Genomic DNA, 19,365 nt, shown 5'->3' on the forward strand with positions numbered 1-19,365 from the left:
TCCGCCGATGCGGCGACGCTACAGCACGTAGTTCACCGCGATCACCGGGGTCACCGAGGCGGTGGTGTTGCGGCCGGCCGGGACGATGCGGGCCCCGGCGATGACGCCCAGGACGGGGCTGAAATTGTACTCGACGGCCGGGGCCAGGATCAGGGCCTGGCTGACCGGCGAGCGCCGCTCGTAGGCCGCGCCCGCCCCGTCGACGCCGGACACCGTGGTCGAGGCGTCGCGCTGGTAGGCGATGTCCATGGCCGCCACCCACTGGCGGGTGATGCTGTACTCGAACGCCAGGTCGACAATGAACGAGTCGCCCGGCCTGGCGCGGCCGTCGAAGCCGGCTGGCGTGCCGTAGACGCTGGCCCCCTCGACGTCGGCATGGCCCGAGCGGGTGTAGGCGAAGTTCAGGCGGGTGCGCAGGATCCGGCCGTTCGGCGTCCAGAAATAGGTCTGGGAATTCACCCCCAGGGTGGTGGCGTAGGCGCCGCTGCCGAAGCCGTCGTTGGGGCGGTCGTCCAGCTTGTCGTAGCGGCCCGTGGGCAGGGTCTCCTGCAGCATCAGCGAGATGGTCGGAGTGCGGCCGCCCTCCTTCCACTGGGTCAGGCGGTACTGGCCCTGGACGGTCAGGTCGCCCAACTGGACGCCCGAACTTGAGCGGCCGCCGGCCTTGGCGTAGCCGAAGCGGGGGATCATGCCGGCGGTGAAGGTGTCGGTGACGCCGTACAGCAGATAGGTCAGCGAGCCGAAGGTGTCGGAATCGGCCACGTCGTGGCGCTTGCCCTCGCCGTCGAGCACGCCGTAGGGCTTGGCGTCGTACAGATAGGGCTCGATCAGGGCCCGGCCCTTGGGCAGGGTCGAGGCGCCCGAGGCCAGGATCGGTCCAGTCCACCAGGCATCGTCCAGCGACTGGCGCGGCGAGCCGAGGTTGTCGGCGAGAGCGGGGGCGGTCAGGGCCAGTCCGGCCAGCAGCGATGCGGTCCCCAGGCGGGTCCGTCGGATGTTCGAAATCATGGCCTTCTCCCCTCGGCGTCGCGGCCTTGGGCGGCCACAGGTCGTCGTTAAGCGGTCGCGCGCGTCGCCGCCGCCCGGAACTTGCGCATTCGGGGTGTCGGGATGTGTCAGCAGCGCGCGCCGCTCTTCACTCTCGACGCCGTCTTCCCGAGCGCAAAGAACCACCACGGCCGAAAGAAGGGGCGCCAATCCGTTCGGACCCGCCTTGCGCGGCGCCGCCGGTCGAGGCCATTGTCCCGCCCATGAACATCCAGATTCACCCCCTCGAAGGCCGCTACGTCCGGCTGGAACCGATCACCCTCGAAATGGCCGGCGACCTGCGCGCCGAGCTGAAGGGCGCGATCGACTGCGATCCCGCCAGCTGGGAGATCATGTCGACCAACGGCTGCGGCGAGGGGTTCGCCGACTGGTGGGGCGCGCTGAAGGGCGAGACCCAGCGCGGCGAGCGGATCGGCTTCGCCATCCGCCGGCTGAGCGACAACAAGGTGGTCGGCACCTCCAGCTACCTGAACATCCGCAAGCTGCATAAGGGTCTGGAGGTCGGCTCGACCTTCCTGCACCCCGACGCCCGTTCGGGCCCGGTCAATCCGGAGTCCAAGCGCCTGATGCTGGGCCATGCCTTCGACGCCGGCGCGATCCGGGTGGAGTTCATGATCGACGAGCGCAACAGCCGCAGCCAGGCGGCGATCGAGAAGCTGGGCGCCGACCGCGAAGGCGTGCTGCGCAACCACAAGATCACCTGGACCGGCCACGTGCGCGACACCGCCGTGTTCTCGATCACCGACGCCGACTGGCCGGGGGTCAAGCAGCGCCTGGACTTCCGCCTGCAGGAGACGTTCGCCTAGGGGCTGGGCTCATAGTCCCAGCCCTTGTTCGAGCGTGGCGGGTGAAGGGGATGTTTTCACCGCGAAACCGCGCCCAATTGTCACGGTTTTGCGAAGAACGCTGATCTTTGAGGTAAAGATGGCGTTAGCTATGTTCTCGTAAAGATTTCGCCAAGCTTTCGCGCGTAGTTTCCGGCTCCATGACGGCTATTGCGTGCTTGAGAATTCTGGTCGCCGGGACCGCCGAGGCGGGTCGGAACATCCCGGTGTCCCAGGTGGAAGCCGCCGCGGACCTGTATCTCAAGCATCGCTGGAAGGCCCCGCGCCGCTACGGCGCCGTCGCGCCCCTGGCCTTCGTGCTGGCCGACACCAAGGCCGAAAGCCTGGATCCGGTCGAGATGCAGACCCTGGCCGTCGAGCTGGAAGCGGGCCTGTTCCCCGGCCGCGAAGCCGGCCAGGTCTGCCTGTTGACCTTCGAGGGCGACGAGTCCGCCGTCCTGCAATTCGCCAGCCTGTCCCAGGCCTCGCTGGCCAGCCTGATCGCCGGCCGCGGCTATGCCGGTCCGGCCGGCCACGTCCAGGTGATCACCGCCGAAGAGATCCGCGCCGTGCCCAGCGCGCCGAGCGAGGCCGTGGTCGACGAGGCCCTGCACGCCGCCTTGGCCCAGACGGAGCTGGCCCAGAGCGCGCCCGCCGCCGAAGCCGCGCCCGCCGCGACTCCGGCCGCCGAACCCGCTCCGGCCGCCGCTCAGTCCGCTCCCTCGGCCGCGCCCTTGGCCGMGCCCTCGGCCGCTCCGCCGGCCGCCGCCGCGACGAAGCCCAAGCCCTCGTCGGCGCCCGACAAGCCCAAGCCGCCGCCCCCGCCCGCCACCGGCTGGTGGGGCCTGTATCATCCGCCGTCGGAATCGTTCGTCGGCGCGGTGATCGGCCTGCGGTCCGACCTGCTGGGCCCGCGTCCCACCGAGGACGCCGCCCTACTGTCCCGCGATCTCAACTGCCTGAACGACGCCCAGGCCGCCTTCGCCAAGGCCGGCGACGCGGGCATGCTGTTCGTGCCGTTCAGCTTCTGGAACCTGACCAGCCCAGCCTCGCAAGAGGCCTACAAGCGCCGGCTGTCGCGCTATCCGATGGCCATGCAGGCGCGCCTGGGGGCGACGATCTACGACACCCCGCGCGAGCCTTCGCTGGGCCTGCTGAACCAGATCCGCACGTTCCTGCAGCCGCACTTCGCCTTCATCGACCTGAACATCACCGAGCCGAACTTCCCGGTCGGCACCCTGCCGGGCGACCTGGCCACCAGCATCACCCTGACGCTGCCGGACGACGACCTGCGCATCCGCGTCGAGGCGATCGCCAAGTTCGCCTCGGCCCAGAGCGCCTATCGCGCGAAGGGGGTTCGACAAGGGGTGACCGGCCTGCGCGACGCCCGCGAACTGGAAGCCTGCCGCGCCGCCGGCCTGCGCTTCGTCTCGGGTCCGGCGATCAGCGACCTGATGGCCAGCCCGATCGGCGCCGCCCCGGCCCAGGGCCTGCCGCTGAAGGTCGCCTAGCGACCTCGGCCCGGCGTCCTCCGCGACAGTGGGTCGCGGACAATTCCTCGCGCGCATCCGGATTCCGCTAACCTTCCCCGTGCATCCTGCCCGCATGACAGCGATCGCGTGCTTGAAGGTCTTCGTGGGCGACGAACTGCGGTTCGCCGACAACGACACCATGGCCGGTTTGGTCGGCAAGGTGGCTGGCGCCTATCTGGAGACCACCTGGCTGTGGCCGCGCCGCTATGGGCTGGTGGCCCCGTTCTCGTTCGTCCTGGCCGACCCGCGCGCCACCAAGCTGGACGCCCGCGAGCTGCAGGCCCTGGCCCGCGACCTGCAGTTCAAGCTGTTCGGCGAGAAGGGCGAGGGCGACATCGCCCTGCTGATGTTCGAAGGCGACCAGACCGACGTCATGCGTTTCGCCGGCCTTCACGCGGCCGAGCTCAAGGCCCTGCTGGCGGGCGAGGACGACGGCTCGATCGCCGGGCGCGTCTGCCGCATCACGCCGACGGAGATCAGTTCGGTCGTGCCCCAGGGCGGACCGATCCACGGCGCGCCGACCATGGAGGAACTGGCGGCCCTGGCGCCGCTGGAGGCCAGCGCCGGTCCGCCGGCCCGGGTCGGCTATCGCGGCGTCTATCACGGCCCCCGACAGGTGTTCATCGGCAGCATGGCGGTCTGGCGACAGGCCCAGGTTTCCTCCGCGTTCGGCCTGTCGGCGGCTGGCGTCGAGGTCGACCGGCCCGAGGACGACATCCTGGTCCTGGGCGCCGCCGCCGAGGCCCTGGCCGCCGTGCCCGTCGGGGTGATGTTCTTCCCGATCAGCTTCTCGACCATCGTCAAGCCCGGGGCTCGGGCCGCGCTGCTGCCGCATCTGGAGGCCCTGCCCCGAGGCTCGCGCGCCCGCCTGGCCGCCGCCATCTACGACACGCCGCGCGCTCCGTCCTTCTCGGCCCTGTCCCAGGTCAAGCGGGCGCTCGATCCGTTCTTCTCCCGACTGGACCTGCGCGTCACCGATCCGGCCTTCCAGGTCGAGGAACTGCCCGGCGACCTGGCCAGCAGCGTCACCCTGGTCTTGCCCCAGGGGGACGAGCCGACCCGGCTGGCGGCGGTGAACCGCTTCATGCGCGACGCGCCGATCTATCGCCGCAAGCAGGTCTGGCAGGGGATCACCGACGTGCGCACCCGCCGCGAGCTGAACCACTGCATCGAGCAGCACGCGCCGTTCGTCACCGGCCAGGCGGTCACCGACCTGCTGGAGAAGCCGGTCGGCGCCACCCAGCTGCCCTGGCTGAACCTGCCGCTGCACGACTGGTCGGTGGCCCCCGAGACCGGCGCGGCGGTGTCGTCCGTGGCCTGAGCGGAGCTCCGGCCACACCCGATCGAAGCGTGACATTCTTTCGCCGCGAGGAAGCGCCAAGCTTGGCCCTTCGAGGTTGACGGGCAATCTCATGACGCCTCGGGTTTTCCGGGGCGCGGTTCGTGGGACAGCGTTCACGATGACGTCTCGGCGCTCAGGCCGCCACCAGGCTTGGTGGATCGCGGCGTCGATGCTGCTGCTGGCGTCGGGGTCGGCGTCGCCGAGCGCGGCCGAGACCCTCAAGGAGCGGCTGGAGGCCCAGGTGGGCCTGCGCGCCAAGCCGATGTTCGCGCCCAGCGGACGCTTCCGGACCGAGGGCGGCGACAGCTTTGTCCTGGACCGCACGGGTCCCAAGGCCCTGCTCAGGTTCCAGAACCGTGACGAGGTCTGGCTGCTGGAAGGCCATCCCGCGCCGCGCGGCGACACGGTGTTCAAGAACGACGTTGGCGACACCGTGCTGAGGGCCAGCAAGCTGGGCGGCCTCACCCTGTTCACCCGCCAGGCGCCGGACGGCCAGGCCGTGATGCTGGCTGGACCGGGCGAGCCGCTTTCGGGCCGGCGCACCCTGTCGTTCGTAGCGCTGTTCCGGGCGCTGGTCGTGTCGGGCCACCGCGCCACCCGGGCCGCCCAGCATCCGATGAACGTGACCCTGGTCGACACCGCCACCGCAGAGACGGCCGGGCCGATCGCCGACGCGGCCGCCGTCGTGGCCGAGGCGTTCGAGGACATGGACCGATCGGGCCGGCGCGACCTGCTGGCTCGCTGGAAGCGCGTGAACCTGGCGCTGGGCGACAAGGCGGACGTCAAGGTCGACGGCGAGATCCTGGTGATCGTCCTGAACCCGAAGAAGGGCGTCGCGGGCCGGCCGTCGTCGGCCAGGATCGGGCGGGCGCTGAAGCGCGGGCGATGAGCCCGGCGGACAATCCGCGCCATGAACATCTTGAGGGCTGGATTTGCAGGGCGATGCCGATCACCCTGGGGTAGTGGAATACATGGGCGGGGCGAGACGATGATCGGCGTGAAACGACTGGCGGGCGCGGCCGTGGCCGCTCTGCTTATGACCGCGGGCGCGGCGTCCGCCCAACCGGCCCAGAAGGCCGCGCCGTCCGCCGAGGCGCGCACGGCCGCCCGCTTCGACGCCATCGTCAAGGACCGCGCCCAGCTGCGGCTGTTCCTGCGGGGCATGCCCAAGGGCGGCGACCTGCACAACCACCTGTCCGGCGCGGCCTATGCCGAGGACTTCCTGGCCTGGGCGGGCGAGGGCGGGCTGTGCGTCACCACCGGCCCGCTGCCGGCCATCGCCCCCGGCCCCTGCGACGCCCCGGGCAAGGTCCCGGCCCAGGGCCTGGGCAAGACCAATCCGGCGCTCTACGGCCGGGCGATCAACTCGCTGTCGATGCGGAACTACAATCCCGGCGCCGACGGAGCCCTGCCGTCCGGCCACGACCAGTTCTTCTCGACCTTCGGCCGGTTCGGAACGGCGACCGACGGCAACCTGCCGGCCCTGCTGGCGGTGGCCCGCGACTACGCGGCCGGCGACAACGTCAGCTATGTCGAGACCTCGGTGAACCCGTCGGCGATGTACGACCTGGTCAACCTGGCGCGGAACACGCCGTGGGACGGCGACATGGCCAAGGCCTATGCCGTTCTGGAGCCCGCCATCCCGGCCATGACCGCCAAGGCCGGCCAGGAGTTCGACGCCGCCGAAGCCGAGGCCGACCGCCGCCAGGGCTGCCTGCATCAGAAGCCGCGCACCGGCCCCTGCGCCGTGGTGCTGGGCTACCAGGCGTTCGGCACGCGCATCCAGTCGCCGTCGGTGGTGTTCGCCCAGCTGGTGGCCGCCTTCGCCCTGGCCAAGGCCGACCCGCGCTTCGTGGGCGTCAACATCGTCGCGCCCGAGGACGACCCGACCTCGCTGGCCGACTACGCCCTGCACATGCGGATGTTCCAGTTTCTGAAGGCCAGGTATCCGGACGTGAAGCTGTCGCTGCACGCTGGCGAGCTGACCCTGGGCCTGGTCACGCCGCGCGACCTGCGCTTCCACGTCCGCGAGGCGGTCGAGGTCGCCGGGGCCAGCCGCATCGGCCACGGCGTCGACATCGCCTACGAGGACGGCGCCCAGGCGCTGCTGGCCCGCATGGCCCGCGAGCGGATCGCGGTCGAGATCAACCTGACCAGCAACGACGTCATCCTGGGCGTGAAGGGCGCCGACCATCCGCTGGCCCTCTACCGCAAGGCCGGGGTGCCGTTCGTGCTGTCCACCGACGACGAGGGCGTCTCGCGCATCGACCTGACCAACGAGTACCTGCGCGCCGTCACCGAGCAGGGGCTGGGCTATGCCGACCTCAAGGCCGCCGCCCGCGCCAGCCTGGAATACGCCTTCCTGCCCGGTCCCAGCCTGTGGGCCTCGCCGCGCACGCCGGTGGCCGCCTGCGCCAAGGCCGGCCCGGCCTGCGACAGGTTCCTGGCGGCCAGCCGCAAGGCCACGGCCCAGTGGCGGCTGGAGCGCGAGTTCGAGGCGTTCGAGGCGGCGGGACGCTAGGGGCGAGGCGTCCCGAAAGTCGTGATTTGCCTGCCGGGGTTGTGGTATCCGACGGTGTGAAACCTCGGGGACCGCCATGACCCAGATCACCGCCGTCAACTCCACCGACCAGTCCGCCCAGCTGTCGATCAGCCGGGGCGGAGGCGAAAAGACCCAGGCGCTTTCGGGACGGATCCCCGTCGCCGCCGACGCGGTGGTGATCGTCCCGCCGATCAAGGCCTATACGGTCAACGCCTCTGCCGTGCTCGGCGGCGAGACCTACACCACCAGCACGCTGCGCCTGCCGGACGCCGGCTGGCGGCTGATCGTCCGGCTGGAGCACATCGGCGACGTCTTCGACTTCCAGCTGGTCAGCGAGCCCGGCGAGGCGCCCGAACTGATGACCCTGCTGAACACCGTCGACGCCCCGGCGCTGTTCACGATCAACGCCCATGCGGCCGACGAGCCCGGCGAGGTGATCCTGTCCTCGGAGCTGGTCGTCCAGCCCCGGGACCGGCTGGAGGTGGGCACGGCCAACACCTACGCCTTCTACGCCATCGTCGACGGCCTGGTGACCAACACGGTCAAGGTGGATCCCGGTCGGCCGGGCCAGGACGTGACCGTGCAGATCGTCGACCAGCCGGGCGACAGCGGCATGGCGGACTACGCCCTGGTGCTGGTCGAGCCCGCCGCCGAAGACGACTGAGGCGGTTCAGCCCTCGTCGTCCCAGGTGATCACCACGCTGTCGGCCGACTTGTCGGCCGGGCCGTGGAACACCGCCTCGATGTTGTTGCCGTCCGGGTCGTAGGCGAAGGCGGCATAGTAGCCGGGGTGGTACTCGCGAAAGCCCGGCGCGCCGTTGTCGCGCCCACCGTTGGACAGGGCCGCCGCATGGAAGCGATCGACGGTCTGCTGGTCCCAGGCCTGGAAGGCCAGGTGCACGTGGGTGGCCGGCTCGCCGACATCGACCCACAGCTCGTCGGCGAAGAAGTAGTCGCCGCCGGCGGGGTGGCTGCCCTCGACGACGGGCACGCCGACCGCCTCGAGCACGGCCTTGTAGAACCGCTTCATGGCCGGAAGGTCTTGGGTGCGCAGGTGGATGTGGTCGACCAAGCGACCGCGATGAAGTTGCATGGGGACGGCTCCGGGACGATTGTTCCGGGATCAACGTAGCGGCGTCCGGCCCAGTTTCCGGCAGCAGCGCGCGCGGCCGAACGTGGACGGACCCGGAGCGCGGTCGTGCGCTCCGGGTCTCCCAGCCTAGAACTTGTACTGCAGGCCCAGATTCCACTGCCGCCCGGTGTGGGTGTAGACGAACGTGCTGTCGCGGTCGGAGTCGATGAACTGCCGATTGAAGCGATCCAGGATGTTCAGCCCCTCCAGCGACAGCTTGAACTTCTCGTTGATCTGGTAGGAGGCCGCCAGGTCGAAGGTCAGGTTCTCGTCATAGCCTTCCAGGTCCTGCAGCGGGTTGTTGGCCGGCAGGGCGACGATCGACTTGTCGCGGTACGAGGCCGAGACCCGGGCGCTGAACTTGTCGTCTTCGTAGAAGAGCGTGGCGTTGTAGGCGTTCTTGGACAGGCCCACGAGGTCGTTGGTGGTGACCCCGCCCGCCGCCAGGAAGTAGTCGATCTGGGAATCGACATAGGTGTAGTTGATCAGCGCGCCGGTGTGGCGCAGCAGGCCGGGCAGGAACGTGAAGTTCTGCTGGTAGTTGATCTCGAAGCCCTTGAGCGGGCCGCCCGGGGTGTTCAGCGGCCGGGTCACGGTGATCGGCGTGTTGTCCGGATCCACGCCCGACGAACCCAGCAGCGACAGCGGCAGGCCCGTCTGGCGGAAGCTCATCTGCTGGGACTGGTTCTGAACGTAGGTCTCGATGTCCTTGTAGAAGACGCCGACGCCCAGCAGCGCGCCCGGGGCGAAATACCACTCCGCGCCCAGGTCGACCGTCGTCGCCCGGATGGGCTCAAGGTCCGGATTGCCCGAGGTGATCGACGGCGTGCCGGTCAGGTTCAGGCTGCCGCCGGGGGTCAGGAAGCCGAGGTCCGGCCGCGAGACGACCTTGGCCGCCGAGAAGCGCAGGATCAGGTTTTCCGTGGCGTCGACCGCGACGTTAAACGACGGCAGGACGTCGTGGTACTTGTTGGAGGCGGTCACCTGGGCCGGCGTCGCGCCGATCTGGTAGCCGCGCGAGTCCAGCTCGGTCTGGGCGATGCGGAAGCCGATGTCGCCGCGCACCGGCAGGCCGCCGATCACGGTCTTCAGGTCGGCCTGCAGATAGGCCGAGGCCACCTTCTCGTCGACGCGCCGGATGCCGCCGTAGTTGGGCACCAGGGCGTACATCCCGGTCTCGCTGTAGAGGTTCTGGCTGGCGACGAACTTGTCGTAGTCGATGGTCGACCAGGCGGTCGGGAAGACGCCGTCGTCGATGCCGTGGCCGCCGAAGCCGGACGCCACCTTGGTGACCGCCTTCAGCTCGGCGGCGCTCAGGGTCGGGACCAGGAAGTTGTTCGCCCGCTGCTTGGCCGAGGTGTCGAACGAGAACTCGTCGTAGTGGCCGCCGACCTTGATCGTCAGGGCGTCGTCATAGGCCCAGGCCAGGTTCAGCTCGGCGGTCTTGTAGATGTTGGTGGTGTAGATCTGGCTCAGCCGGACCTCGGCGTTCGGCGCGGCGAAGCTGTAGAGCGACGAGTCGGTGACGTCGAAGTCGTGCTTGATGATCGGCTGGTCGCGGTTCTGGCGGAAGTCGATGGTCATGCCGGCGTTCGGGCGCTGGTACATGATCGTGGTGGTCATCGGCTGGTCGTAGTCGGACTTGGAATAGCCCAGCAGCCCCGTGACCTTCAGGCGGTCGGTCAGCTCGTGCGTGCCCGCCAGGGTGTACTGCTGGAAGACGTTCTCGAACTCGTCGTGCTGGGTGTCGGAGCGGATGTCGACGCCGTCGAAGCGGGCGTAGTCGACGTCGTAGACCGTCTGGCCCATGTTGACGCCGGCGGTGTGGCTGGTCCCGGCGTTGCGCAGGACCAGCTCGCGCACGGCGGTCTGCGGCTTGCCGTTCTGGCTGATGGCGCGGGCGAACGAGAAGCCCTCCAGCCAGTTCTCCTCGCGCTTTACGTCGTAGTCCGAATACAGGGCGTCGAAGCTGAACGAGGTGCGCTCGCTGGGCCTCCATTGCAGGGCCAAGGTGGCGCCGGTGCGCTCCTGGTCGTGGTGGAAGCGGCCGTAGCGCGGCAGGCGCGGGAAGAACACGGTCGAGCGGTTGGCCTGGGCGTAGACGGGGTCGCCGGCCGCCGGACGGGGCACGCCGGTGGCGCAGTTGGCGGCGTCGGTGCCGTTGGCGGGGGTGGTGGCCGGGTTCTGCGGGGCGACGCCGACGGGGGTGCAGAAGCCGCCGTCCACCGTGGCCGGGTTCCAGCCGCCCGAGCCCCACTGGTCCTCGATGAACTTGCGCTTGCTGTAGGCCAGCGAGGCCTGGGCCCCGAACTCGCCCCAGGCGGTGTCCCAGCTGTTGCCGACCACGGCGGTGAACTTGGGATCGACGTTCTTGGACAGGTCGTTGTAGCCGGCCGAGGCGCCCAGCACCAAGGTCAGGCCCTTGTGGTCCAAGGGCTTGGCGGTCTCCAGGTCGACGGTCGCGCCCAGCGAGCCCTCGATGACCTCGGCCTGGGCGGTCTTGCGCACCGTGATGCCGCTGAACAGCTCCGAGGCGAAGGTGTTGAAGTCGAAGCCCCGGCCCAGGTTCGCGCCGCGGTCGCTGGTGGTGGCGCCGCTGGTCGACTGGGCCTCCATGCCGTTGATGCGCACGCGGGTGAAGGTGGGCGGCAGGCCGCGCACGGTGATCGTGCGCCCTTCGCCGGCCACGCGGGTGATCGACACGCCGGGCACCCGCTGGATCGACTCGGCCAGGTTGGCGTCGGGGAAGTCGGCGATGTCTTCCGCCTTGATGGCGTCGACCACGCCCGAGGACTGGCGCTTGACGTTCAGCGCGCTGCGCAGGCTTTCGCGGAAGCCGGTGACGATCACCTCCTCGACGGTGTTGTCGGGCGCGGCGGCCTGGGCCGTGGTCTGGCCTGAGGTCTGGGCGCCGGCGGCGGTGGCGCACAAGGCGCTGGCGAGGGTCAGCGCCGCGATCGAGCAACCCGAACGCAAGCCATGCTTGGATGACGACATGAGACCCTCCTGACGGGCGGCCGCGCCGCCCTATGTTTCCAACCCGAGGCGCCGGATTTTCCGGTCTGCCCTAGCTATAGATTCCCACATAGTGGGAAGCTATATTGCTATATAGAAACAATATGTCGTACAAATCAAAACTCGCAAGCCTCAACTTGCGAGGACGGGTCGGCGGACCGTCTCCCGAACACAAACCGCTCGACACCCTCTCCCAGAGGGAGAGGGCGGGGCCCGCCGCGCAGCGGTGGGAGGGTGAGGGGTTACTGAATTCGACGGCGCGCCGGCAGGGCGTTCAGTGTGAAACCGGACACGGCGTCACCCCTCTCCCTCCCACGCCTGCGGCGCGGGTCCCTCCCTCTCCCCTCCGGGAGAGGGTTTCAAGAAATGCGGCCTCTCCGGAAACGCCCCTGACGTCCTCCGCCAACGGCGAGGCCGCGCCTTGAAACCTTGATTGCGAGCCTGCTATGGGGGCTGACCGAGTCAAGGACGGCGCGCCGCGCCGCCGCGACGCGGCCGCCAGAGGCGGTCCTTGACTCGGTCAGTCCCCATAGCTCCGATCCACCAAGGGTTTAAGGCGTGGCCTCATCCGGGGCGGATGGGGGCCATTCCGGCCGTTTCATAGGGATGTTCATCAGGAGATTATGAGCAAAGGCCAGCCGCTCACCGACCATCTGTCTTAGAACTTCGCTCTCTTCGTCCGTCGCGGCGCGGTCAGCGATTTCATCTGCAGTCGTCTCTATGAACAACCGAACCGAAGCGACAGTCATCCTCATCGTCATTAATCGCCGGGCCAGCGACATGGGCCCAAAATTATTGTCCAGTTCATAGACAGGGAAACGACTTAGATCATCGATCGCTGCAGTCATGCTTATGGAGGCTTGGCGAAGCGATAGCGGAAACGGTGCGAAGTGAGCTGATGTCCGATGGAAGCTCTCAATCACTTCATAGCCGTGCATCAGAAGGCGCATTGCTTCACCGTGAAGCTGACGCTTTCTCCGCCAGCTCGGCGCGAAGGCGGTGAAGTAGGTGAGAAGGAGGGCGGTAAGCGCGCCAAAAAACTGCGCCCAGCCTGATAGTCCTTCGTGTGCCTCCAGCCAATTTATGATGCTGCCCACTATGCCCCCAATTCACTTACTGAGAAGGCGACAAGCGACAGCTTCCTGACCCCACCTAGTGGCGAATGTATCGGAAACGACTGTCCAGTGTCCTCCACCGCCGCCGCCTCCATGGTTCTCGCCCATGCACGAACATTCGCATTCATGACCGGTAGCGTTCCAGCAAGCTGGGGCGCACTTCTCTTGTTCTCTATACGGTTGGATAATATAGATCTGGCCAAATTCTATAAGACTACGATTTACGAGATCATTGAACCACGCGCTTGGTATTTCCCAAAATCGCCCTTCGCGATCCCATAGAATATCTGTGCGGCGCCCATGCTGTATCCATGAGCGATTGTCCCGTCGCTTTGGCTCATAAGGCAACTTGAAGCGAGGGCGCTTTCCTTTACCTCGTCTCAACAGTACGGGGATTTTGGTCTGAGCCCATATTCGTTTGATCCGGTCGGGCTCGATCTCTTCCATGTTGCAAGGCTAGCTCCAATCTGTTGATGGAGACGCTTACTCAGAGTTAGCGAGGCTATAGCGAAGCTTCACCGCGAGCTATCGTTTTGTTGGACCGTAGGATTAGCTCAGACAACAGCCGGAATTTTGCCCTACCTTCGCCCAAACAACCGCTCAATATCCGCCAACTTCAGCTCCACATAAGTAGGCCGCCCGTGGTTGCACTGGCCCGAGTGCGGCGTGGCCTCCATCTCCCGCAGCAGGGCGTTCATCTCCGCCCCGTTCAGCCGGCGCCCAGCTCGCACGCTGCCGTGGCAGGCCATGGTGGAGCAGACTTCTTCCAGGCGCTCCTTCAGGGCCAGGGCCTGGCCGTTCTCGGCCAGGTCGTCGGCGATGTCGCGGACCAGGCCGGCGGCGTCGGTCTTGCCCAGCAGGGCGGGGGTCTCGCGGACCAGCACCGCGCCGGGGCCGAAACTTTCGATGACCAGGCCCAGGGCCGCCAGCTCCTCGGAGCGGGCGACGACGCGTTCGGCCTCGGCGGGGTCCAGCTCGACCACCTCGGGCAGCAGCAGGGCCTGGCGGGCGACGCCGCCGGCCGCCATCTCGCCCTTCATCCGCTCATAGACCAGGCGCTCGTGGGCGGCGTGCTGGTCGACGATGACCACGCCGTCGCGGGTCTGGGCGACGATGTAGGTCTCGTGCACCTGGGCCCGGGCCGCGCCCAGCGGGAAGTCGACCGGGTCGAACACCGGGGCGGGGCCTTCGGCGACGCCGCCCGGGTCGGCGATGGAAGGCGGGGCGTCGTAGTCGCCATAGGCCGCCTCGCGCACGGCCTCGGCCACGCCGTAGTCGCCATAGCCTCCCGAGCCCGGCTCGACCCGGGCTGAAACGTCCGACAGCCCCGGCAGCACTTGCGGCGAAGGCCGCGTCCAGCCGCCCGACTGCCAGGCCGAGAAGCCGGCGGGCGAGGGGCCGGGCTGATAGCCGCTGTAGGAACCCGGCGGGACCATGTTCTGCGCCCGGATGGCGTCCAGCGCCGACGCCGCCGTGGTGGTCGAGGCCCGGTGGCCGGCGCCGGCCAGGGCGTGGCGCAGGGCGCCGACGATCAGGCCGCGCACCAGGGCCGGGTCGCGGAACCGCACCTCGGCCTTGGCCGGGTGGACGTTGACGTCCACCTCGGCGGTGTCGAGGCTGATGTAGAGGGCGGCGGTCGGGTGGCGGTCCCTCGCGAGAAAGTCGGCATAGGCCGCGCGCAGGGCGCCTTGCAGCAGCCGGTCGCGTACAGGCCGGCCGTTGACGAACAGGTACTGGTGGGCGGCGTTGCCCCGGTTGTAGGTGGGCAGGCCCGCGAAGCCCGTCAGGCGCACGCCGTCGCGGGTCTGGTCGATCTCGATGGCGTTGTCCTGGAAGTCGCGGCCCAGCACGGCCGACAGGCGGGCGAGGCGCCCTTGCGGTCCCGGATGCTCGGGCGGCAGGCGGATCACGCGGCGGCCGTCGATGTCCAGCGAGAAGCCGACGCTCTCGTTGGCCATGGCCTGGCGCTTGATCTCCTCGGTGATCGCCAGGGCCTCGGCGCGCTCGGACTTCATGAACTTCAGCCGCGCGGGGGTGGCGTAGAACAGGTCGCGGACCTCGATCCGCGCCCCGTGGTCGCCGGCGAAGGCGGCGGGGGCCACGTCGCCGACGCTGCCGCCCTCGACCAGGATCGCGAAGGCGTCCTTGGAGCCCTTGGCGCGCGAGGAGATGGAGAGCCGCGCCACCGAGCCGATCGACGGCAGGGCTTCGCCCCGGAAGCCCATGGTGTGGATGCGCAGCAGGTCCCACAGGCCGTCGGCGTCCGGCGCCAGCTTGGAGGTGGCGTGGCGCTCGATGGCCACCGGCAGCTCGTCGGCGGAGAGGCCGCAGCCGTCGTCGGCCACCAGGATACGGGTCAGGCCGCCGCCGTGGGCCTCGACCTCGATCCGCGTGGCGCCGGCGTCAATGGCGTTGTCGACCAGCTCCTTGATGGCGCTGGCGGGACGTTCCACCACCTCGCCGGCGGCGATACGGTTGACGGTCTCGGGCGGCAGGCGGCGGATCGGCATCGGGGCGGGCTTTCGGGCGCGCGGCCTCTGAGCGGGAGCCGCCCAGGGGCTGCATTGCAGCATGGTAATTTGACCGGCCCAGCTTGGGCCCTTCCAAGTGCGGAAGACCGATCATCCTAGATCGATTCCGCGACCCTTGAGGACACGTACATAGTGATCAAACGCCATCTCGCCGCCTGCGCCGCCGCGTTTGGTCTGCTCGGCGTGTCGCCCGCCCTGGCCCAGCAGGCCGTCGACGCCTCCGGTCCCATCGCCCTGCGCGTGGTCGACCCCGAGGCCAACCTGGTCGAGGAACTGGTGGTCAACGCCCGGCTGCCGGGTCCGGCCTGGTGGAAGGTCAGCGACGCCGACACCACCGTCTACGTGCTGGGCGTGCCGGCCGTGGTCCCCAAGGACCTGGAGGTCGACCATTCGGTGCTCAAGCGCCGGCTGGACGGGGCCAATGTGCTGATCATGGGCCAGGAGGCCACGATCAATCCGCTGCGCGTCGTCGGCCTGGTGATGGGCGGCAAGCGCTACTTCCTCAGCGAGCAGCCGATGCGCCAGACCCTGCCGCCGGCGCTGCGCGCCCGGTACGAGGCCCGGCTGGCGCTGATGAAGAAGAAGCCCGACGACATGGACGAGGTGAAGCCCGCCTTCGCCGGGTTCATCGTCGCCAACTCCCAGCAGGACGGCAACCTCACGATCACCCTGGGCGACCTGACCGGCAAGATCCGCGACATGGCCAAGGACAAGGACCTGGCCAAGCGCCCCCATATCCAGGACCTGTCCGACTACAGCCTGATCGACGCCGTCAAGAGCCTGGGCTCGGCCCCGCAGCCGCTGCAGGAGCTGTGCCTGGACGCCGGCCTGCGCCAGGCCGAGAACGGCCAGGGCGGGGTGAGGGTCACGGCCGAGCGCTGGGCGCGCGGCGAGGTGCGCCAGGTGGTCTCGGCCGACCGCGGCTTCTCGCGCTGCCTGGCCTCGACCCCGTCGATCGCCCGCGAGCTGCGCGACGGCCAGACCGACGCGGTCAAGGCGATCGCCTCGGCCCTGAAGACCCCCGGCAAGGCGGTGGCGGTGATCGAGCTGCGCTCGCTGCTGGCCGAGGGCGGGGTGCTGGAGCAGCTGCGGGCCAAGGGGTTCACGGTGACGACGCCGGGGGAGTGAGGGACCGACTTCCATCCAACGGCTCGAGGCCGCCCGCCGGATCGGCCTGAAGACAACCTTGACCTGACGCATGGGGGTCGCGAAGGTGGATTACCAACTCGGGGTTGTGGCGATGGCGGGTCACCAGGTTAGCCTTTCAGCAGGCGCGGACGTTGCGACGATGCTGACCGCTGTCTGCGCGCTCTTGGCGATCATTTTCGCCATATGGCAAACGCGGCAATTCAGGGCGCACCAGTTGGAGGCGCTTGCGCGAGATCAATATCAACGCTTCTTGGAACTGTGCATTCAGTACCCAGAATATGCTGATCCGCCCTCCGGGGTCGTCAACATGGACAAGCTTACATTTTCGAGAAATGGAAAGAAATTCATACAGTATGAATGGTTCTTGACCTCCGGAATGAATGCTCTTGAGGCGGTTCACGCGGCTGTTGGTTCGCAGAAGTCTTGGCAGGAAACGATAGAATCAGTTCTGGAGGCCCATCTGCCCTATCTGACGTCAAATCGATATGATGAATTCTTTCGGCCCACAACGAATACCGCCTATCAGGAATTCATCGACAGCAAGATCGCCCAGCGACGCTAGGGCGATCGGCGTGAGTCCGCGCCAATCCGGTCGGCGAGGGGTGGATGGCGGTTGAATGGAGAGGGCAAGCCAACGCTCAATAGGGCGGGGCGATTCTCCCCGGAGACCTCACATGCGGCGACTCTGGCCTTGGATGCTGGCGATCCTCGCCCTGACCACCACCCCCGTCCTCGCCCAGACCACCCCGCCCGCCCTCGACGATCCCGAGGCCAATGTCGTCGAGGCCCTGGTGGTCGCCGCCAAGCTGCCGGGGCCGGCCTGGTGGCGGATCTCGGACGGCGACACCACGATCTACATGCTGGGCGCGCTGCAGGCCCTGCCGCGCGGCCAGGCCTGGGACACCAGCGTGCTGGACCATCGGCTGGACGGCGCCTTCGCGGTGATCCTGCCGCCGGAGGGCAAGGCCGGGCTCGGCGACCTGCCCGCCGCCCTGGCCCTGCGCGGCAAGCTGAAGTCGGCCACGCGGCTGGACGCCTCGGTCGGCGACCTCGCCCCCAAACTGGCCCGCGCCCGCGCCATCCTGGGCAAGGACGCGAACGCCTACGAAGGCTGGAGCCCGCTGGGGGCCGGGATCATGATGGCCGGCGACTACCGCAAGTCGGTGCGGCTGGAGACCGCCGAGCCGGAGCGCACGATCGGCCGCCTGGCCCGCAAGCATCGGGTCAAGGCGCGGCCGGCCGCCACCTACAAGGTCATGCCGCTGGTCAAGACGGCGGTGCGCGAGCACTCGCGCGAGGCCGGGTTGATCTGCCTGGAGGGCGTGCTCGACGAGATCAACGCCGGCCCGGAGGCCGCCCGCGCCGCCGCCCGGGCCTGGGCGCGGGGCGACGTGCGCGGCGCGATCGCCGGCCCCCGCAACTTCCAGCGCTGCCTGCTGTCCCTGCCGGGCATGGCCGACCTGGAGCGCAAGGGGACCCGCGACGAGGTCGAGGCCCTGAGCGCGGCGATGAACACGCCGGGACATGCGGTGGCGGTGTTCGGGATTCGGAGCCTGGTGGCGAAGGGCGGGGTGCTGGACCAGATGCGGGCGCGGGGGTTCGAGGTCAGCACCCCAGGCGAATGAGGCTCACCCACTTGCCCCCACCTGACGGCTCCGCCGTCTGTCCGCCCCCATAGGGGGCGGAGGGGGCTCCTCTTCCCCCTGTGGGGGAAGACGGTCGCGAAGCGACCCGTAGGGGGCAAGTGTTCGCCGCACGAAAAAGGCCCGGAAGTCTCCCTCCGGGCCTTTCGAAACTTCAGCGGATCAAATCCTGCCCTACAGCCCCGGAAGCTTGATCTTGCTTTCCTTCTCGCGGGTGATGACGATCGTGCCGTTGCCGGTCAGTTCCTTGAGGCGGGCCTCTTCCGTCGCGGCGTCGACCGGGGCGGCGACGTTGGCGCCGGTCTCGGACGCGGTCGGGGCGGCGTTCTTGTCGCCCTTCTTCCAGAACATGACCTTCTGCGAGAAGCTCTCGTCCTTGTGGGCCAGGTCGCCGTTCTCGTCGTCGACGACGAAGCGGATCAGCGGGTCGGCCTTGTCGACGCCGGCCTTGGCGACCAGCAGCTTTTCGCCTTCCGAGCGGGTGGCGGCGTTGCTCTGGCCGACCAGGGCCATGCGCGCGGCGCTTTCGGGCTGCAGTTCCTGCGGACGCGGCTCGCCGGGGGCCGGCGGGCGCAGGCTGTAGTCGGGCGGCACGACCAGCGGCGCCTTGGTGACGACGCGGAATTCGTCAGGAACGACCTTGCTCATGCCCAACGCCTTCGACGTGGACTGGCATCCGGCGAGGCCCATGGCGGCCACGGAGGCCAAAACGCCCAGGGTCGCGACCCGATAGAAACTCATGAAACCTGCTCCACCGGCCCCCCGGGCCGTAAATTCGGACGCTCTCGATACGACATCCGAGGCCGGGCGCCAATCTTCCTTGAGATCGTGGCTGTGTTGAGGCGCCAAGAGCGTGGCGATAGCCACGCTCCTGCCGTTTGATGGCGAGCCTGTTTATCCGTTTCCGATGGAAAACATTGGAAACGGACAGGCTCGCGTGTCGCGCTACAGCCCATGCCCGTCGGGATTGGCCAGCTTTTTTTCCTCCGACAGGAAGCTGTCCAGCAGCAGCAGGCAGACCCCGACGGTGATGGCCGAGTCGGCGACGTTGAACACCCACGGGAAGTGCAGGCGCGAGACGTCGATGAAGTCGACGACATAGCCGAAGCGGATGCGGTCGATCAGGTTGTTGCCGAACGCCCCGCCGATGATGAAGCCGATTCCCGCGCCCATCAGCGGCTTGGCCGCCTTGCGCGCCCAGATCGCCAGGCCCACCACGACGGCGGCCGAGAAGATCGTCAGCATCCAGCGGCTGAACTCCGAGCCGCGGAACAGGCCGAAGCTCATGCCGTAGTTATGGACCAGGGTCAGGTAGAACGGCCCGGCCACCTGTTGGCTGGCGCCGGGCAAGGTGCCCAGGGCGGCCAGGATCCAGGCCTTGCTGATCTGGTCCAGCACGATCGTGACGATCGCGATGGCGTAGGCGGTCCAGCCGAGGCGGGTGATCTTGAGCATTCTTCGTCCTTAAGCCGCTCGGCCGGAGCTGTCATCCC

16 protein-coding genes and 1 pseudogene are annotated in these 19,365 nt (G+C 68.5%); 9 read left to right on the forward strand and 8 right to left on the reverse strand.

Going from position 1 to position 19,365, the window contains the following annotated elements:
* Positions 1-18 precede the first annotated feature (18 nt).
* The gene (locus AC1DMQ_RS01080) at positions 19-1,008 is read right to left on the reverse strand and encodes a transporter (RefSeq protein ID WP_477031701.1); all 990 of its coding nucleotides are present in this window, start codon (positions 1,006-1,008) and stop codon (positions 19-21) included.
* 242 nt (positions 1,009-1,250) lie between these two features.
* On the opposite strand from AC1DMQ_RS01080, the gene AC1DMQ_RS01085 reads away from it, so the two are divergent.
* From AC1DMQ_RS01085 to AC1DMQ_RS01110, 6 genes are all read left to right on the forward strand, one after another.
* Positions 1,251-1,853, forward strand: a complete 603-nt coding sequence (locus AC1DMQ_RS01085; RefSeq protein ID WP_477031702.1) for a GNAT family N-acetyltransferase — start codon at positions 1,251-1,253, stop codon at positions 1,851-1,853.
* 197 nt (positions 1,854-2,050) lie between these two features.
* Positions 2,051-3,382, forward strand: coding sequence for a hypothetical protein (locus AC1DMQ_RS01090; RefSeq protein ID WP_477031703.1), 1,332 nt, complete (start codon positions 2,051-2,053; stop codon positions 3,380-3,382).
* A 112-nt stretch (positions 3,383-3,494) separates the two neighbouring features.
* Complete coding sequence (locus AC1DMQ_RS01095; protein ID WP_477031704.1) at positions 3,495-4,724, forward strand: hypothetical protein; 1,230 nt, start codon at positions 3,495-3,497, stop codon at positions 4,722-4,724.
* Positions 4,725-4,863: 139 nt separating this feature from the next.
* Positions 4,864-5,634: a DUF4908 domain-containing protein gene (locus AC1DMQ_RS01100; protein WP_477031705.1), complete on the forward strand. Its 771-nt coding sequence runs from the start codon at positions 4,864-4,866 to the stop codon at positions 5,632-5,634.
* 99 nt (positions 5,635-5,733) lie between these two features.
* A complete protein-coding gene (locus tag AC1DMQ_RS01105) occupies positions 5,734-7,266 on the forward strand; it encodes an adenosine deaminase family protein (protein ID WP_477031706.1) in 1,533 nt (510 codons plus the stop codon).
* A gap of 76 nt (positions 7,267-7,342) precedes the next feature.
* Positions 7,343-7,951 (forward strand): hypothetical protein, encoded by a 609-nt coding sequence (locus tag AC1DMQ_RS01110; protein WP_477031707.1) that lies wholly within the window; start codon positions 7,343-7,345, stop codon positions 7,949-7,951.
* Between the two features lie 6 nt (positions 7,952-7,957).
* Here AC1DMQ_RS01110 and AC1DMQ_RS01115 read toward each other — a convergent pair whose 3' ends face one another.
* The 5 genes and pseudogenes from AC1DMQ_RS01115 to mutL all read right to left on the reverse strand — a co-directional run bounded on the left by AC1DMQ_RS01115 (position 7,958) and on the right by mutL (position 15,059).
* Positions 7,958-8,380: a VOC family protein gene (locus AC1DMQ_RS01115; protein WP_477031708.1), complete on the reverse strand. Its 423-nt coding sequence runs from the start codon at positions 8,378-8,380 to the stop codon at positions 7,958-7,960.
* 126 nt (positions 8,381-8,506) lie between these two features.
* Positions 8,507-11,416: a TonB-dependent receptor gene (locus tag AC1DMQ_RS01120; RefSeq protein ID WP_477031709.1), complete on the reverse strand. Its 2,910-nt coding sequence runs from the start codon at positions 11,414-11,416 to the stop codon at positions 8,507-8,509.
* A gap of 204 nt (positions 11,417-11,620) precedes the next feature.
* Positions 11,621-11,707 (reverse strand): annotated as a pseudogene (locus AC1DMQ_RS01125) (hypothetical protein); the annotation flags it as partial.
* Between the two features lie 278 nt (positions 11,708-11,985).
* Positions 11,986-12,531, reverse strand: coding sequence for a hypothetical protein (locus tag AC1DMQ_RS01130; RefSeq protein WP_477031710.1), 546 nt, complete (start codon positions 12,529-12,531; stop codon positions 11,986-11,988).
* Between the two features lie 596 nt (positions 12,532-13,127).
* Positions 13,128-15,059, reverse strand: coding sequence for a DNA mismatch repair endonuclease MutL (gene mutL / locus AC1DMQ_RS01135; RefSeq protein WP_477031711.1), 1,932 nt, complete (start codon positions 15,057-15,059; stop codon positions 13,128-13,130).
* Between the two features lie 153 nt (positions 15,060-15,212).
* Between mutL and AC1DMQ_RS01140 the strand changes: the two genes are divergently transcribed.
* The 3 genes from AC1DMQ_RS01140 (at position 15,213) to AC1DMQ_RS01150 (ending at position 17,854) form a co-directional block, all read left to right on the forward strand.
* Complete coding sequence (locus AC1DMQ_RS01140; protein WP_477031712.1) at positions 15,213-16,208, forward strand: TraB/GumN family protein; 996 nt, start codon at positions 15,213-15,215, stop codon at positions 16,206-16,208.
* Between the two features lie 85 nt (positions 16,209-16,293).
* Positions 16,294-16,791 carry a hypothetical protein gene (locus AC1DMQ_RS01145; RefSeq protein WP_477031713.1) on the forward strand — a complete coding sequence of 166 codons (498 nt, stop codon included), beginning with the start codon at positions 16,294-16,296 and terminating at the stop codon, positions 16,789-16,791.
* Between the two features lie 112 nt (positions 16,792-16,903).
* Positions 16,904-17,854 carry a TraB/GumN family protein gene (locus AC1DMQ_RS01150; protein WP_477031714.1) on the forward strand — a complete coding sequence of 317 codons (951 nt, stop codon included), beginning with the start codon at positions 16,904-16,906 and terminating at the stop codon, positions 17,852-17,854.
* Positions 17,855-18,046: 192 nt separating this feature from the next.
* Here AC1DMQ_RS01150 and AC1DMQ_RS01155 read toward each other — a convergent pair whose 3' ends face one another.
* Both AC1DMQ_RS01155 and lspA read right to left on the reverse strand, forming a co-directional pair.
* A complete protein-coding gene (locus tag AC1DMQ_RS01155; protein ID WP_477031715.1) occupies positions 18,047-18,613 on the reverse strand; it encodes a DUF3035 domain-containing protein in 567 nt (188 codons plus the stop codon).
* A gap of 204 nt (positions 18,614-18,817) precedes the next feature.
* Positions 18,818-19,327, reverse strand: a complete 510-nt coding sequence (gene lspA, locus AC1DMQ_RS01160) for a signal peptidase II (RefSeq protein WP_477031716.1) — start codon at positions 19,325-19,327, stop codon at positions 18,818-18,820.
* Positions 19,328-19,365 lie beyond the last annotated feature (38 nt).

The sequence above is a fragment of the Caulobacter sp. 05L422 genome, from assembly GCF_056397765.1.

Excerpts from the sequence above, each read along its gene's own strand:
- AC1DMQ_RS01080 (WP_477031701.1), bottom strand. The coding sequence starts at position 1,008 with ATGATTTCGAACATCCGACGGACCCGCCTGGGGACCGCATCGCTGCTG.
- AC1DMQ_RS01085 (WP_477031702.1), top strand. The coding sequence starts at position 1,251 with ATGAACATCCAGATTCACCCCCTCGAAGGCCGCTACGTCCGGCTGGAA.
- AC1DMQ_RS01100 (WP_477031705.1), top strand. The coding sequence starts at position 4,864 with ATGACGTCTCGGCGCTCAGGCCGCCACCAGGCTTGGTGGATCGCGGCG.
- AC1DMQ_RS01105 (WP_477031706.1), top strand. The coding sequence starts at position 5,734 with ATGATCGGCGTGAAACGACTGGCGGGCGCGGCCGTGGCCGCTCTGCTT.
- AC1DMQ_RS01110 (WP_477031707.1), top strand. The coding sequence starts at position 7,343 with ATGACCCAGATCACCGCCGTCAACTCCACCGACCAGTCCGCCCAGCTG.
- AC1DMQ_RS01115 (WP_477031708.1), bottom strand. The coding sequence starts at position 8,380 with ATGCAACTTCATCGCGGTCGCTTGGTCGACCACATCCACCTGCGCACC.
- AC1DMQ_RS01120 (WP_477031709.1), bottom strand. The coding sequence starts at position 11,416 with ATGTCGTCATCCAAGCATGGCTTGCGTTCGGGTTGCTCGATCGCGGCG.
- mutL (WP_477031711.1), bottom strand. The coding sequence starts at position 15,059 with ATGCCGATCCGCCGCCTGCCGCCCGAGACCGTCAACCGTATCGCCGCC.
- AC1DMQ_RS01150 (WP_477031714.1), top strand. The coding sequence starts at position 16,904 with ATGCGGCGACTCTGGCCTTGGATGCTGGCGATCCTCGCCCTGACCACC.
- AC1DMQ_RS01155 (WP_477031715.1), bottom strand. The coding sequence starts at position 18,613 with ATGAGTTTCTATCGGGTCGCGACCCTGGGCGTTTTGGCCTCCGTGGCC.
- lspA (WP_477031716.1), bottom strand. The coding sequence starts at position 19,327 with ATGCTCAAGATCACCCGCCTCGGCTGGACCGCCTACGCCATCGCGATC.